Genomic DNA, 13,986 nt, shown 5'->3' on the forward strand with positions numbered 1-13,986 from the left:
TGTTCGTTCATAGGACGCGTCGTTTTCCCTGACGGGCTGTTCCCTGACCGGCGGGGACGGCCAATCGTTACAGGCATTTCCTTGCAGCGATAGAAGGCAGGCATGAGCGGGTTTCACGCGCAGGTCAATTGACCAGAACGAGTTTTGCCGCATCCGCACGCCCCCGATCGAGATCTGCGAAAGCTGCAGCGCCATCGAACATCTTCCGCGTCTCGACCCAGTTCAACGGGCCGAGTCGTCCGGATGCGAGCAGGTCCACGGTTTCGCGGAAATCGATCATGGAGTAGCAATAGGATCCGACGAAGGCGATTTCCGAAAGCGTCAGGCGGCGCACGTCCACGCCATCGCCACCCGGCAGCAGGCCGAGGTGTACGATGGCGCCGCCGCGCCGCGTCATGCGAAAGGCGGCCGCGCGCGTCGCCTGTGCGCCTACGGCATCAAAGACGAGGTCCACTGTGGCGTCGGCTGGTTCGTCCGTGCCGCCGGGCTCGTAGGCGACGATATCGCCATTTGCAGCGCGCGCGGTCGCTCGCCTGTTCGCGTTCGTCTCACCCAGAAAAATCTGCCGCGCTCCCTGGGACAGGGCCACAAGTGCCGTGGCCAGCCCGATGGCGCCGCCACCCAGAACCGCGACGCGACGAGCAGAAAGGGGACGGTCTGACAGGCGAGTTGCGATCCGGACGGCGTGGTATGCGACCGCGACAGGTTCGCTGAGTGCAGCCGTGACGAAATCCATTGTGTCCGGGATCGGCACCAGATTGGTTTCGCGCACCACCACTTTTTCGGCGAAAGCCCCCGCATGCGGAGGAAGGCCGATGTTGCGTTGCTCTTCGCAAAGTTGCGGGCTGCCCGAGATGCAGGCGTTGCAGCGGCCGCAGGTCAGCAAAGGATTTACGGTGACGCGGGTGCCCGTCATCGGCCCGGTTTCCACCACGCCGGCAAATTCGTGCCCCATGATCATCGGTGGAACGCGCCGCGGGTCATAGCCGTGATAACCATGCATGTCGGAACCGCAGATGCCGCAGGCTGCCACCCGCACCACCGCCTCGCCCGTTCCGGGGCGAGGATCGTCGATCTCCCGGTACTCCATGTTTTCTTTCCCGAGATAGACGAGCGCCTGCATTCATTCCTCCTTCGCATTTTCATGGGCGCCGCCGCCCATGCCAGCCGCACGCCCCTTCGCCTCCGCCGAAGCGTCAACTTGCAAGCTGAGGTACTGTATGTCAACAATTCCGTGGCCGTCGGGCGGGCGGGGCATGCGGCCAATGGGCCGGTGACCGTGTTGTGATTGGGCCGGGACTGTTTGCGTGGTGCAGGAGGAGGAATTGGAATGAAATCCGAAAATGGAGCTTGCGGTGTTGCACCGTTCGATGCCAGCCTGCTCGATCGGTTGATGGAGGAGCGGGGCCTCGATCTGCTCCTTGTGACATCCAAGCACAATGTGCAGCACCTGCTGGGTGGCTACCGCTTCTTCATGTTCGATTACATGGATGCAACGGGGCTAAGCCGCTACCTTCCCATCCTTATCTATCGACGCGGCCACCCTGAGCTCACCGGCTATGTCGGCAATCCCAATGAGGCCTATGAACGGGATCTCGGCAGTCTCTGGCCCGCTCATCTCGATCTACGCGCGCGCGGATCGGTTGACGCGATGCGCTACGCGATGGAATACGTCACCTCCGCCGGGATCGAACCATCGTCCATCGGCGTGGAGGCTGGGTTTCTCCCGGCGGATGCGATGATGGCTCTGCAAGACGGCTTGCCCGGCGTGCGGCTTTCGGATTGCGTCGAAGTGCTGGAGGAATTGCGGGCGATCAAGTCGCCTGCGGAACTGGATTGTCTCAGGATCGCCTCCGAGGGCGTCGTCGACGCGATGCTGGCGACGTTTGCGCGCATCGAACCCGGCCTTGCCAAGCGCGAGATCGTCGAAATCCTGCGACAGGAGGAAGTGCGTCGCGGGCTCACCTTCGAATATTGCCTGATTACGGCCGGCAGAGATCTGAACCGCGCGCCCTCCGACCAACGAATCCGGGAGGGCGATATCCTGTCACTCGATTCCGGTGGCAATTATCGAGGCTATATCGGCGATCTCTGCCGCATGGGCATATTGGGGCAACCCTCGCCGGAGCTTGAAGACGCGCTTGCCGCGATCGAGGAGATACAGCAGCTTGCACGACGGCCGATCCGGCAGGGCGCGATGGGCGCGGAGATCTTCGAGGCCGTTGCCGAACGCTTGGTGCGTCCCCGCGAGGGAAAGCTCAGTTTCGTGGCGCACGGCATGGGCCTGATTTCGCACGAAGCGCCCCGGCTTCTGGATGACGGCCCGATTCCTTATCCAGCGGCGCACCGCAACCGGCCGCTCCATACCGGAATGGTCCTGTCCATCGAGACGACCCTGCAGCACCCGCGTCTCGGCTTCGTCAAGCTGGAGGACACGATTGCTGTGACCGATGACGGGTGCATTGGTTACGGCGATGGCGCACGGGGCTGGAATTCTCCGGGACGTTAGGGGGCCCGGGGGGTGGTCTTAGTCGGGGAGGGGGCCGATATGGTCCAGCGAGGCGTTGCGTGTCGCCTTTCCCGCTCGTCCGGTCGCGCCTGGCACCGTGATCGGTTCAAGGCTGTAGCGTTTGGCCATCATGAGGATGTGGGTTCCGAGCGCTTCCATTGCCCCGTTCATGTCGTTGTCCTTAAGCATCGACAGGATCGCAAAGTGTTCTTCGCTCGCCTGCCGGCGCGTCGGCAACGTCGATCGGTGCGATCTCAAGGCGCCCACCTTTGCGGCCACGAGCCGGTAGGCGTTGATCAGGTACGGGTTCCCGCAATTCTCGATCGCAACGCTATGAAAAAGCGTATCGGCGCTGGAACTGCGAAGATTGTCCTCTGCGAGGATTGCATCCCGCATCTCCTCCGCCGCGATCGTCATGGCCGCAAGCGTCTCGCTGCGCTTTCTCTGCATGGCCAGCCGCATTGCCTCAAGCTCGATCATTCTGCGGAATTCGCAAAGGTTTTCCGTATCTTCTCTGCTTGGCATGAACACGAAGCTGCCGCGCTGCGGCCGAATGTCGATCAAGCCCTCCTGCTCGAGCGCGGTGAATGCCTCGCGCACCGGACTGCGGCTCACGCCGAGTATGGTTGCCAGCTTGTCCTCGGAGAGCGCGTCGCCAAGCTCCAGTTCTCCGTCGAGAATGGCGCTGCGCAGGCGCTCCGTGACGCGGGCGGTCAATGAGCCACGTGTTCTACGATCCACTTCGCGATGCCTCCCCGAGTTGTCGCGCCCATACTAATCCAATTCGTCGAAACCATCATTTCGGAACCGGCCATCCTGCCATCGGTGCGGCCGTCCAACCGGCAGCCGATGCTCATGATCGGCCCGGCAGTGCGTCGAGAAAGGCGCGCGTGGCAGTCATGCCCTTGCGTGCCTTCTCAAGGAAGCCGAGCTCCGAATCGCCTTTGTGCGGCGTTTCCACGCTGATGGCAATGCTTGCCGGAAGCAACGCCATCAATTCCTCAAGCCACAATCCGCCGTCTCCCGGCAGCATCCGCGCACCGCGCGCTTCTGCGATGCAGGCCGCATTGTCGGCAGGCTGCTCGGCCGGTGCATCGCAAAGCTGGAGATAGAGGACGAGGTCCTGCGGCAGGGCGGCGACGGCGGCCGGACTGCCGCCGGAGCGCGACAGATGCAGGGCATCGAGCAGGATGCCGACATTGCCACGGCCTGAAGCCGTCGCCAGTCTTGCCGCATCCTCGATGGTTGCCGCGTTGCGCCAGCGCATGAACTCGATGGCCATCTTTATCCCGTGATCGGCTGCTGCGTCGGCGATGCGCGCCAGATTGTCGGCCGCGCGGGAAAGCTCCGGGTCCTCGCAGGTGATCTGCATGATCGGCATGCCGAATTCGCCTGCGGTCTCGATGACGGGAAGCCATGCCTCCACGTCCGTGTCCGGCAGCAAGGTGAAGACCTCGCCGTCGAGGAAGGAGATGCCGAGATCGGCTGCGACGGTGCGGATCTCGCGGATCAGCGGCCTGTCACCGACGATCGGATGCGCGAGGGCCAGGCCGTGCGGAGCAATGAGCCTCAGCCCGGCGGCGTCATAACCGGCGGCGGCTGCGCATTTGACGTGTTCGACCGGCGGGCATCCCTGGACGGTCAGAAAGGCGAGGGAAAGCAGGTGTTGTCCGTGCATTGGGCCGCCTCAATAGGTTGCACGGCCGCCGGAAACGTCGAAAACGGCGCCGGTGGAGAATGAACACTCCTCGGAAGTTAGCCAGCATACGAGCGCTGCTACTTCTTCTGCGCGGCCGAGACGCCCGACGGGGATCTTGGATGTGACGTATGCCTTGAATTCGGGGGTCAGCTGTTCGAGCATCTCCGTCTCGATCGCAGCCGGTGTCACGCAGTTCACGCGAATAGAGGTGGTCGCCAGCTCCTTGCCGATCGATTTGGTCAGGCCGATCACGCCCGCCTTCGAGGCAGAATAGGCCACCGCATTCGGGTTGCCTTCCTTGCCCGCGATCGAGGCCATGTTGACGATGCGTCCGTATCCGGTCTTGAGCATTTCCCGGACGGCGGCCTGGCAGCAGTGGAAGACTGCGTCGAGATTGAGCGACATGACGAAGCGCCAGCCGTCGAGAGGGTATTCGGCGAATTCCCTGAGCGGCCCGTTATGGCCGGCGCATGTAACCAGAATGCCGAGCGGCCCAAGATCGCTCACGACCCGTGCGGTTGCCTCGGACACAGCATCCGGGTCGGTCACGTCGACCTCGTAGCCCTTCGCATTGGGAAGCTTTGCCGCCGCTGCCTCCGCACGCTCGCCGTTGATGTCCCATATCGCGACCTTGTGCCCCTGGGCTGCCAGCCGCTCGGCGATGGGATAGCCCAGGCCGCCAGCGCCTCCGGTGATGATAGCAACCCGTGACGTTTCGCTCTGCTGCATTCGTTCCTCCTCCTGTCATCGCTCGCGTACCGAAAACTCGCGGCTTGACAATTGCGACATACTAACATTCTAGTAGTCTACATGAAGCGGAACCGGCCTGATTGTCAAGTTGGTCGATCAGGCCGGGCCGGTTGGAGGACTGGGAGGAGCATGAAATGGCATTGAAGGGGTCTGCCTTTCTGGCCATCTGGCACGATATTGCCGAAGGCGAGCATGGCGAATACATCGAGTGGCATACGCGCGAGCACATGCCCGAGCGGCTTTCGATACCCGGCTTCCGGACAGGAAAGCGCCTGCACGACCCGCAGGCCGGCCGCCACGTCTTCGGTACGATCTATGCGGCCGACACGGTCGAAGTATTCCGGTCCGCGGACTATCTTGAGCGATTGAACAATCCCACGCCATGGACGGCCGCGGTGGCGCCGAGCTTCCAGAATTTTCTGCGCATCGCCTGTGAGCGTGTCGCTGAGGCGGGCCGGGGGGATGGCGGCAGCATGGCGACGATCCGCTTCGACCTGACCGATGCGGATGCCCGCGCGGCGATCGAAGGGAAGGCACAGGCTCTGGCCGATGCCATACTGGCTCTTCCCGGCATCTGCTGCGTGCATCTGGGGCTGGCGCGCAGCGAAGTCTCCGGGGTGCGTACCCGCGAGACGGAACTTCGCAGCGCCATGTCCGAGCGGGAGTTCGATGTCGTCATTCTCGTCGAGGGGGCATCGCGAGCCGGTCTGGAGGCCGCGGTCCCGACGATCGAGTACCTGGCCACGGCGACCGGCTTGTTGTCCGCGCCGGTCACGACGATTTATGAAGCCGCCTATACGCTGACCGACGACGACATGCGGGTGTCGCCATGAAGCCGGTTCTGATCACCGGCGGCGGTGGCTTCCTTGGCGGCTGGATCGTCCGGGCGCTCGCGCAGTCGGGCCATCCGGCGCGGATATTCGACCGTTCTTCCGATCGGCGCGTGCTGCGCGAGATCGCCGGTGCCGAAGCGGACCGGGTCGAGTGGGTCGAAGGCGACGTCACGGATGCCGCCGCGGTCGGTGAAGCGGCGCGCGGCTGTTCTTCCATCATTCATCTGGCCGCATTGCTGACGCCCGCCTGCAAGGCCAATCCGGCACGGGGGGCAACTGTCAACGTCATCGGCACGCTCAATGTCTTCGAGGCGGCAAAAGCCAATGGAATTGACCGCGTCGCCTATGCGAGCAGTGCTGCGGTATTCGGTCCGGACGATGGGGGCAGCCCGTTGCCTGTCACGCTCTATGGCGCCTTCAAGCTGGCATGCGAGGGCGTGGGCCGCGCCTATTGGCTGGACGAGGGGATCGCAAGCGTCGGGCTGCGTCCGACTGTCGTTTATGGTCCCGGACGCGAGGTCGGCCTGACCGCCGGTCCGACCATCGCCTGCCGTGAAGCGGTTGCGGGCCGTCCCTACACGATCGGCTATTCCGGAAGGCAGGATCTGGTCTTCGTCGCCGATGCCGCCGCCGCTTTCGCTGCCGCCGCCATCAGGCCTTTCGACGGCGCGCACGCCTTTTCTCTCACGGGAGGCACCGCAGACGTTTCCGAGGTCATCGAGGTCATTCGTAGCGAGATTCCGTCGGCGTCCATCGACTTCGCCGGTCCGAACGTTCCCATGGCTGCGGAAATCGCCGAGACGCCCTATGACGGTCTGCTCGGGCCGATGCCCCGGACGTTGTTGCAGGATGGCATCGCCCGGACGCTCGCGCACTATCGCGCGCTGTCGGAGGCCGCGTGATGCCGATCCGACCGGACGAACCGCAGGACCATGTCGGTCATCGTTTCGAGGCGCTTTTCTATGGCTTCGTCGGTCGTGAGATCGCGACCGAAGAGCACGGCCAGGGTGTGCTGGTTGGAGATGTAGGTAAAGCCGAGCGCGGAAATCGAGATGTAGAGGTCGAGCGGGTCTATGCCCTCGCGGAAGATGCCCTCCGCAACGCCCCGGTCGAGAATCGCCTTGATCCTGTCGAGGATCGATCGGTTGAGCGTGGTCATGTCTCCGGCTGCCCGAAGGTGAACAGCTCGATGGAGGTTCTCGGTATTGATCATCCGCACGAAGGCGGGATTGTCGACATAGTAGCGGAATGTGAAGGCGACGAGCGTGCGGATGGCGGCTTCGGGGGCCGAGAGGTCGAGCTCCAGTTCGTTCTCCGCTCCCCGGATGCCGGCATAGATATCCTGCAGGGCGGCCAGGTAGAGGTCGTCCTTGTTTCCGAAATAATGGTAGAGCATGGCCTTGTTGGTGTTGGCACGCTCGGCAATCCTGTCGACCCGCGCCCCGCCTATCCCATAGGTGGAAAACTCAACGATGGCCGAATCGAGCAGCGCGCTCCGGCGGCGCTTCGGCGCCCGCTCGCCGCTGCCCGGATTGCCCGTTGCGTTTTCACTGTTGTCGCTCGCCATCGTCGCCATTCCCCACGTCGGCTGGTTCTGCCCACCGCTGTTCATAGCGCGAATTCGCGCTGCATGAACCGTCTGCCGATGACTTATAGAACAATAATTGACATCAACCAACTAGTTGGTTAACTGTAATCGAGTTGTTTGAAATGGAGCTGACGATGGTGGAGTTGTCGTCCTTTCAAAGGCTTGGTCGGAGGAAATGAAATAGATCAGCAACCCAGCGGAGGAGTTATGGGTATGTTTTCAGTTCGTGCAGCAGCTTTTGCCCTGATGGCGGGATTGGGTCTCGCAGGCATCTCGTCTTCGGCGAATGCTCAGACCCTGGAAAGCATCAAGGATGCCGGCGTCGTGCGCATCGGCGTCATGGGCGAGCAGGCGCCCTGGGGGTCCATCGATGCGAGTGGCCAGAACATCGGCTACGACGTCGATGTCGGGCGCCTGATCGGCGAGGAACTCGGGGTCAAGGTGGAGTTCGTGCCGAACGCGGTCGCCGCGCGCATTCCAAATCTGGTGACCGGGAAGGTCGATCTTCAGATGGCCGTGATGGGCATGTATCCCGATCGCGCCAAGGTGGTGCAGTTCTCCAAGCCCTATGCCGGCCTGAAGATCATTCTTCTGTCGAGCCAGAAGAACAAGATCGAAACGATCGAGGACGCTCGCGATCTGCAGATCGGCGTGCCGCGCGGCGCCGCCCAGGACAAGTCGATCACGACCCTTCTCGGCGACGTTCCCAATATCCGCCGCTTCGATGACGACAGTTCGACGATGCAGGCGCTGGTCTCGGGGCAGGTCGATGCCATCGGCGGCAACACCACCTACAAGATCAACCTCGACAAGGCCGCCCCGGGCAATGACTTCGAGCAGAAGCTGGTGTTCAACGAGCAGTGGATGGGTATCTGCTCGAAGCTCGGCGACAAGGAAATGAACGACTGGCTGAACAGCTTCATCGACAAGATCAAGGCCGACGGCCGGCTGGAAGCCATCAACAAGAAGTATCTCGACGCGTCCATGCCGCAGTTTCCCGAGAAGCTCGAAGGCGTACCCTTCACGGTGCAGTAAGCGCGTAATCGCCCACACAATACCACCACAGGAATAGGCGCGGCCGCACGTTGCGGCCGACGCTCTACCATTGCCCTTGGGAGGAAAGGCATTGCGAACAATATTCATCCTGAACGGCCCCAACCTCAATCTGCTGGGGCAGCGCGAGCCCGAAATCTACGGCCGCACGACGCTCGACGAAATTCGCGGCTGGTGCGAGGGCGATGCGAAAGAACTGAACGTCGCCATCGATTTCCGGCAGTCGAATTTCGAAGGCGAGATCATCGAGGCCGTTCACGCGGCGCGGACGCAAGCGGCCGGCATCATCATCAATCCGGCAGGCTACACCTTTACGTCGATTGCCATTCTCGACGCATTGAAGATGTTCAACGGCCCGAAGATCGAGCTGCATATCTCGAACGTGCATCAGCGCGAGGAAATCTACCACAAGTCGCTCGTCTCGAAGACCGCGACCGCCGTCATGGCCGGATTTGGCGCCTACGGCTACAGGCTTGCCCTCAGGGCCATGGCGGAGATGACGAAATGATAAGAATAGCGTTGTTGGGCGCCGGTTTGATCGGTCGGGAGCATGCCGAGCTCCTTTCATCCCACCCCGAGGTCGAAATTGCAGCTGTGTGCGATCCCTCGCCGGAAGCCGCATCCCTTGCCGAGCGCCTTTCGGTGCCGCATCGTACCGATTATCTTGCGATGCTGGACGAGATCAGGCCTGACGGGGCGATCGTCGCCCTGCCGAACCAGCTTCATGCGCCGGCTGCCATAGCCTGTATCGAGCGCGGCGTGGCCTGCCTGATCGAGAAGCCCATCGCCGAGAGCGTTGGCGCGGCCGCTCAGATCTGCGCGGCGGCAGAACGCCATAATGTGCCGGTTCTGGTCGGGCATCAGCGTCGCCACAGTCCGGATATCCGAGCCGCCAAGCAGGCGATCGAGAGTGGCGCCCTGGGCAGGCTCGTCGGCGTCAACGGCATGACGATGTTCGACAAGCCCACCGAGTATTTCAACATGGAGTGGCGTCGCAAGGCGGGTGGGGGCGTGCTCCTCATCAATCTCATCCACGACATCGACGTGTTGCGTTACCTCGTGGGCGAGATCGAGAGCATCCGTGCATTCACGTCGAATGCGCAGCGTGGCTTCGAGGTCGAGGACACCGCCAGCATCTCGATCCGCTTCGTCAACGGTGCCCTCGGCACCTTTCTGATCTCTGACAACGCCGTCAGCCCCTGGGCGTGGGAATACACGTCAGGCCAGGCCCTCTATCATCCCGCCCAGCCCGGACCGTCTCTGTTTCTCGCAGGCAGCAAGGGCGCCCTTTCGGTCTCCGACCTCTACCTTTGGCGGCATGCCAACGAGGGCGAGCACTGGCAGCATCCGCTCGTGCGTGAATACCGCGGTGCGCCCGGATTGCCGACCTATCTGGCCCAGCTCAATCACTTCCTCGCCGTGATCAGGCGGGAGGAGCAGCCCCTGATCTCCGCGACAGATGGCAGGGCCACACTGGCCGCCACGCTGGCCGTCGCGCGCGCGGCAGCGGAGGACCGGACCGTCACGCTTTCGGAGATGCTCGAAGAAGACGGAACGGAGAGATGACCAGAGAACTTTCCCTGTCCTTCCTGACGTGTCTCGGGATCGGTCCGGAAGAAGCCGTGCGCGTCGCTGCCGAAACGGGATACGAGCATGTGGGGCTGCGGCTGCTGCCGGCAGCCCCCGGCGGCATCGCTTTTCCCCTGATGGGCGATCCGGCGCGCGTTCGCGATCTTCGCACGCTGATGGCCGACCTCGGCGTGAGCGTGTTCGATGTCGAGATGATCCGCATCGCGCCTGATTTCCAGGCGACGGACTATCTGTCGTTCCTCGATTGCGCCGGACGGCTCGGAGCGCGCGCCATACTCGTCGCCGGCGACGATCCGGACGAAGGGCGGCTGACCGCTTCCTTCGCAGCGCTCTGCGAAGCCGCTGCACCGTTCGGCCTGTCGATGGATCTCGAATTCATGCCGCAGTCGGAGTTGCACGACCTGGCCGCGGCGCTGCGCGTCCTCAAGGCTGCGGACCAGCCGAACCAGGGAGTCATCGTCGATGCGTTGCACGTATCGCGGTCGCGGACGCCTGCGGATCTGATCGCAAACATTCCTGAGCAGTGGATGCACTATGCGCAGATCTGCGACGGTCCGGCGGACATTCCGGATACCCGCGAGGCGCTGAATTTCGCCGCGCGCCACGAGCGGTTCCTGCCCGGTGACGGGGCGATCGACCTCGCGGCCATATTTGCGGCTCTGCCGGGTGGACTGCCGGTCGCCGTGGAGGTTCCCAATGACAGGCAGGCAGCCGGTCTCTCGCCCGCTGAATGGGCGCTGCGCGCCAGAGATGCGACCCTGGCAGTGCTTGAAACAATCGATGGAAGGAGCCAGGCATGAGTTCACAGGCCACCAAGATCATTCGCGGCGAGACCATCCCCGCGCTCGGGCTCGGGACGTTCGAACTAACCGGACCGGAGGGCGAGACGGCTATTCGAACCGCCATCGAACTCGGCTACCGGCAGATCGACACCGCGATCAGGTACGGCAACGAGGCCGAGGTCGGCCGGGCGATCCGTGCATCGGGCGTGCCGCGCAACGAGCTGTTTGTCACCACGAAGATTTGGTTCAACGACCTTGCGCCCGAGAACGTCGCCCGCCGCGTCGGGGAAAGTCTCGAGCGGCTCGGCTTTGATCAGGTGGATCTCCTGCTCGTGCACTGGCCGACGCGCGAGGTTCCACTCGGCGAGACGCTTGCCGCTTTCGCGGAGGAGAAGGCGAACGGGCGTACGCGCCTGATTGGCGTCAGCAACTTCACCGTCGCCCTGCTCGACGAGGCGCTCGACGTCCACAAGGCCGACCTCTTCTGCAACCAGGTGGAGTACCATCCCTTCCTGTCGCAGCCGAAACTCCTGGCGCGTATGCGTCGGGCGGACATGCTTCTGAACGCCTACCAGCCGATCGCCCGCGGCAAGGTATTCAAGTCCGATCTGCTCAATGAGATCGGCCGCAAATATGGAAAAAGCGCGGGCCAAGTGACGCTGCGCTGGCTGGTGCAGCAGGACCATGTCGGAGCAATCCCGCGCTCCTCGCGTCCAGAAAACATGCGCGCCAACCTGGACATCTTCGATTTCGAACTCTCGGGCGAGGATATGGCTGCGATCCACGGGCTTGCCCGCGGTGAGCGCTATTCCAACTTCGACTGGGCGCCGGATTGGGACCAATGAAGACATCCAACAACAACGGGGGGAGACCATGACACTCGATTTCAGTGTGGTGACCGACGCCTGGCAGTCCCTGCTGTTCGGGACGCTCGGCACCTTGTTCCTTGCCTTTTCCGGCATGCTCATCGCCATGTTTATCGGCATCGCGGGTGTCGTCATCCTCAGAATGCAGATGTGGCTGCCGTCACTGCTCGTGACCGCCTTTGTGGAAATCGTGCGCAACACGCCGTTCCTGGTGCAGATCTTCTTCGTCTTCTTCGCATTGCCGCTCGCCGGCATCCGGCTCAATCCGACGATGACGGCTGTGATCGCACTTGGTGTCAACGGCGGCGCCTATGCCATCGAGATCATCCGCGGCGGTGTGGAGAGCATTCCGAAGGGCCAGACGGAAGCCGGGCTGGCGCTCGGCCTGCACAAGCACGAGGTCTTCCGGCTGATCGTGCTGACGCCGGCATTGCGTGCGATTTATCCTTCGCTGTCCAGCCAGTTCATCCTGCTCACGCTGACGACGGCCATCTGCACCTCGATCTCGGCCTATGAACTGACATCGGTCGGGCAGCGGATCGAGGCCGAAACATTCCGAAGCTTCGAGGTCTACTTCACGCTGACCGGCATCTATCTGGTGATTTCGCTGGTCACCATGTGGTGCCTTGCCGCCATAGGCCGCTGGGCCTTCAGCTATCCGCAACGGTGAGGAGGGCGACATGGGAATTCAGGAATTTACCTATCTGCTGCAGGGTCTGGCCTGGACGCTGTTTCTGACCGCTATCGGATTTGCGGGCGGGATCTTCTTCGGCCTGGTGGTCGCGCTGATGCGCGTTTCACCGTCGGCCTGGCTGCGTGTGCCGGCGATCTGCTGGATCGGTCTTTTTCAGGGAACGCCGCTTCTCATGCAGCTTTTCGTCGCCTATTTCGGGTTGCCATTGATCGGCTTCGATCTTCCCGCCTGGGGTGCCGTATCCGTCGCCCTGACGGCTCATGCTTCGGCGTTTCTGGGCGAAATCTGGCGCGGCGCCATTCAGGCCGTTCCAAAGGGGCAGAGCGAGGCGGCCCAGGCGCTGGGCCTTCACGGGTTCAGCCGCATGTTCGACGTCGTCTTGCCGCAGGCCTTCAAGCTCTCGCTGCCAGCGACGGTCGGTTTTCTGGTGCAATTGCTGAAAGGGACGTCGCTGGCCGCGATCGTCGGCTTCATCGAGCTCGCCCGCGCAGGCACCATCGTATCCAATCAGATCTACAGGCCGCTGCTCGTGTTCGGCGTGGTCGGCGCGATGTATTTCGCGATGTGCTGGCCGCTGTCGCTGTGGGGGCGGACGCTCGAACGCCGCATGGCAGCCGGCCAGGCAAAGTAATAGGAGGAGAAAAACGTGGCATCCATGATCGAAATGCAGCGCATCGAAAAGTATTACGGTGCCTTCCACGCGCTCAAGAATATCAATCTCACTGTTGCGAAGGGCGAGAAAATCGTGCTGTGCGGCCCTTCCGGGTCCGGAAAGTCCACGCTGATCCGCTGCATCAACCATCTCGAGACGATCAAGAGCGGGGAGATCGTCGTGGCCGGGCACCGTCTGAACGACAGCCAGAAGGCCGTCGATGCGGTCCGCCGTGAAGTCGGCATGGTCTTCCAGCAGTTCAATCTCTTTCCGCACAAGACCGTGCTGGAAAACTGCATTCTGGCGCCGATGCGCGTTCGCAAGCTTTCCCGCAGCGAGGCTGAGGCGACGGCGCGCAAATATCTGGAACGGGTGAGGATCGGCGATCAGGCTGAAAAATATCCCGCTCAGCTTTCCGGCGGCCAGCAACAGCGTGTCGCCATTGCGCGGGCACTGTGCATGGAACCGAAGGCCATGCTGTTCGACGAGCCGACCTCGGCGCTCGATCCGGAAATGGTCAAGGAAGTTCTCGACACCATGGTTTCGCTGGCCCGCGACGGCATGACGATGATCTGCGTGACGCATGAAATGGGCTTCGCGCGTCAGGTCGCCGACCGGGTGATCTTCATGGCCGACGGGCAGATCATCGAGGAAAACGATCCCGAGTCCTTCTTCCGCGCCCCCAAGCACGAGCGTACCCGCGCATTTCTCGGGGAGATTCTCGCGCATCACTGAAGGGGGCAGGGAAGCAGCCGCGTGCCATACACGTGCGTGCTTCGCCGCATGGCAATCGCTATGGGAGATTCACGCGCGGATGCCGTTGCCTGATGGTTCGATCGCACTTACACTCCTGCCGTGTATAGCTTGAGTTGCGCGCATCGCGACGCGTCGAAGGGCTGTATCGATCGAGATGTGGTCGCAGGGCTGGCGGCATGCAGACGTGCGCAATCGACGATTTCACCGGTCTGGT

Annotated in this window: 16 protein-coding genes; 11 read left to right on the plus strand and 5 right to left on the minus strand. The window is 62.6% G+C overall.

All coding sequences use genetic code 11. The annotated features are described in order from the left end of the window. Window positions 1-124: 124 nt before the first annotated feature. Complete coding sequence (locus tag HV823_RS08730) at window positions 125-1,123, minus strand: zinc-dependent alcohol dehydrogenase (RefSeq protein ID WP_176949323.1); 999 nt, start codon at window positions 1,121-1,123, stop codon at window positions 125-127. 207 nt (window positions 1,124-1,330) lie between these two features. Between HV823_RS08730 and HV823_RS08735 the strand changes: the two genes are divergently transcribed. Further along, window positions 1,331-2,509, plus strand: coding sequence for a M24 family metallopeptidase (locus HV823_RS08735; protein ID WP_176949324.1), 1,179 nt, complete (start codon window positions 1,331-1,333; stop codon window positions 2,507-2,509). Window positions 2,510-2,527: 18 nt separating this feature from the next. On the opposite strand, the gene HV823_RS08740 is transcribed toward HV823_RS08735, so the two are convergent. The 3 genes from HV823_RS08740 to HV823_RS08750 all read right to left on the minus strand — a co-directional run bounded on the left by HV823_RS08740 (window position 2,528) and on the right by HV823_RS08750 (window position 4,937). Further along, window positions 2,528-3,250 carry an FCD domain-containing protein gene (locus HV823_RS08740; protein ID WP_176949325.1) on the minus strand — a complete coding sequence of 241 codons (723 nt, stop codon included), beginning with the start codon at window positions 3,248-3,250 and terminating at the stop codon, window positions 2,528-2,530. Between the two features lie 112 nt (window positions 3,251-3,362). Beyond that, window positions 3,363-4,187, minus strand: coding sequence for a sugar phosphate isomerase/epimerase family protein (locus tag HV823_RS08745; protein WP_176949326.1), 825 nt, complete (start codon window positions 4,185-4,187; stop codon window positions 3,363-3,365). 9 nt (window positions 4,188-4,196) lie between these two features. Further along, entirely contained in the window at window positions 4,197-4,937 is a 741-nt protein-coding gene (locus tag HV823_RS08750; protein ID WP_176949327.1) for an SDR family NAD(P)-dependent oxidoreductase, read from the minus strand. Window positions 4,938-5,092: 155 nt separating this feature from the next. On the opposite strand from HV823_RS08750, the gene HV823_RS08755 reads away from it, so the two are divergent. Both HV823_RS08755 and HV823_RS08760 read left to right on the plus strand, forming a co-directional pair. Beyond that, on the plus strand, window positions 5,093-5,791 hold the full coding sequence (locus HV823_RS08755; protein ID WP_176949328.1) for a hypothetical protein: 699 nt from the start codon (window positions 5,093-5,095) through the stop codon (window positions 5,789-5,791). Further along, entirely contained in the window at window positions 5,788-6,693 is a 906-nt protein-coding gene (locus HV823_RS08760) for an NAD-dependent epimerase/dehydratase family protein (protein WP_176949329.1), read from the plus strand. Before HV823_RS08755 ends, HV823_RS08760 begins: the two co-directional genes overlap by 4 nt. On the opposite strand, the gene HV823_RS08765 is transcribed toward HV823_RS08760, so the two are convergent. Continuing rightward, window positions 6,666-7,358, minus strand: a complete 693-nt coding sequence (locus HV823_RS08765; protein WP_176949330.1) for a TetR/AcrR family transcriptional regulator — start codon at window positions 7,356-7,358, stop codon at window positions 6,666-6,668. The genes HV823_RS08760 and HV823_RS08765 overlap by 28 nt on opposite strands. A 234-nt stretch (window positions 7,359-7,592) precedes the next feature. Between HV823_RS08765 and HV823_RS08770 the strand changes: the two genes are divergently transcribed. The 8 genes from HV823_RS08770 to HV823_RS08805 all read left to right on the plus strand — a co-directional run bounded on the left by HV823_RS08770 (window position 7,593) and on the right by HV823_RS08805 (window position 13,751). Beyond that, window positions 7,593-8,414, plus strand: a complete 822-nt coding sequence (locus HV823_RS08770) for a transporter substrate-binding domain-containing protein (RefSeq protein WP_176949331.1) — start codon at window positions 7,593-7,595, stop codon at window positions 8,412-8,414. A 91-nt stretch (window positions 8,415-8,505) separates the two neighbouring features. After that, window positions 8,506-8,940: a type II 3-dehydroquinate dehydratase gene (gene aroQ, locus HV823_RS08775; protein WP_246300979.1), complete on the plus strand. Its 435-nt coding sequence runs from the start codon at window positions 8,506-8,508 to the stop codon at window positions 8,938-8,940. Then, a complete protein-coding gene (locus HV823_RS08780; protein WP_176949332.1) occupies window positions 8,937-9,998 on the plus strand; it encodes a Gfo/Idh/MocA family protein in 1,062 nt (353 codons plus the stop codon). Before aroQ ends, HV823_RS08780 begins: the two co-directional genes overlap by 4 nt. Continuing rightward, window positions 9,995-10,822: a sugar phosphate isomerase/epimerase family protein gene (locus HV823_RS08785; RefSeq protein ID WP_176949333.1), complete on the plus strand. Its 828-nt coding sequence runs from the start codon at window positions 9,995-9,997 to the stop codon at window positions 10,820-10,822. Before HV823_RS08780 ends, HV823_RS08785 begins: the two co-directional genes overlap by 4 nt. Beyond that, complete coding sequence (locus tag HV823_RS08790; RefSeq protein ID WP_176949334.1) at window positions 10,819-11,649, plus strand: aldo/keto reductase; 831 nt, start codon at window positions 10,819-10,821, stop codon at window positions 11,647-11,649. Before HV823_RS08785 ends, HV823_RS08790 begins: the two co-directional genes overlap by 4 nt. A gap of 28 nt (window positions 11,650-11,677) precedes the next feature. After that, window positions 11,678-12,340 (plus strand): amino acid ABC transporter permease, encoded by a 663-nt coding sequence (locus HV823_RS08795; RefSeq protein WP_176949335.1) that lies wholly within the window; start codon window positions 11,678-11,680, stop codon window positions 12,338-12,340. Window positions 12,341-12,350: 10 nt separating this feature from the next. Then, a complete protein-coding gene (locus HV823_RS08800; RefSeq protein ID WP_176949336.1) occupies window positions 12,351-12,995 on the plus strand; it encodes an amino acid ABC transporter permease in 645 nt (214 codons plus the stop codon). Between the two features lie 24 nt (window positions 12,996-13,019). After that, on the plus strand, window positions 13,020-13,751 hold the full coding sequence (locus HV823_RS08805) for an amino acid ABC transporter ATP-binding protein (protein WP_176949450.1): 732 nt from the start codon (window positions 13,020-13,022) through the stop codon (window positions 13,749-13,751). The last annotated feature ends 235 nt before the right edge of the window (window positions 13,752-13,986 follow it).

This window comes from Mycoplana rhizolycopersici, from assembly GCF_013378445.1.
In the GTDB taxonomy this organism is placed as follows: Bacteria; Pseudomonadota; Alphaproteobacteria; order Rhizobiales; family Rhizobiaceae; genus Mycoplana; species Mycoplana rhizolycopersici.

Bases quoted from the DNA above. Each gene is read 5' to 3' on its own strand.
- HV823_RS08795 (WP_176949335.1), top strand. From the start codon at position 11,678: ATGACACTCGATTTCAGTGTGGTGACCGACGCCTGGCAGTCCCTGCTG.
- HV823_RS08745 (WP_176949326.1), bottom strand. From the start codon at position 4,187: ATGCACGGACAACACCTGCTTTCCCTCGCCTTTCTGACCGTCCAGGGA.
- HV823_RS08760 (WP_176949329.1), top strand. From the start codon at position 5,788: ATGAAGCCGGTTCTGATCACCGGCGGCGGTGGCTTCCTTGGCGGCTGG.
- HV823_RS08750 (WP_176949327.1), bottom strand. From the start codon at position 4,937: ATGCAGCAGAGCGAAACGTCACGGGTTGCTATCATCACCGGAGGCGCT.
- HV823_RS08735 (WP_176949324.1), top strand. From the start codon at position 1,331: ATGAAATCCGAAAATGGAGCTTGCGGTGTTGCACCGTTCGATGCCAGC.
- HV823_RS08785 (WP_176949333.1), top strand. From the start codon at position 9,995: ATGACCAGAGAACTTTCCCTGTCCTTCCTGACGTGTCTCGGGATCGGT.
- HV823_RS08755 (WP_176949328.1), top strand. From the start codon at position 5,093: ATGGCATTGAAGGGGTCTGCCTTTCTGGCCATCTGGCACGATATTGCC.
- HV823_RS08805 (WP_176949450.1), top strand. From the start codon at position 13,020: ATGATCGAAATGCAGCGCATCGAAAAGTATTACGGTGCCTTCCACGCG.
- HV823_RS08800 (WP_176949336.1), top strand. From the start codon at position 12,351: ATGGGAATTCAGGAATTTACCTATCTGCTGCAGGGTCTGGCCTGGACG.
- HV823_RS08790 (WP_176949334.1), top strand. From the start codon at position 10,819: ATGAGTTCACAGGCCACCAAGATCATTCGCGGCGAGACCATCCCCGCG.
- HV823_RS08770 (WP_176949331.1), top strand. From the start codon at position 7,593: ATGTTTTCAGTTCGTGCAGCAGCTTTTGCCCTGATGGCGGGATTGGGT.
- HV823_RS08765 (WP_176949330.1), bottom strand. From the start codon at position 7,358: ATGGCGAGCGACAACAGTGAAAACGCAACGGGCAATCCGGGCAGCGGC.
- HV823_RS08780 (WP_176949332.1), top strand. From the start codon at position 8,937: ATGATAAGAATAGCGTTGTTGGGCGCCGGTTTGATCGGTCGGGAGCAT.
- HV823_RS08730 (WP_176949323.1), bottom strand. From the start codon at position 1,123: ATGCAGGCGCTCGTCTATCTCGGGAAAGAAAACATGGAGTACCGGGAG.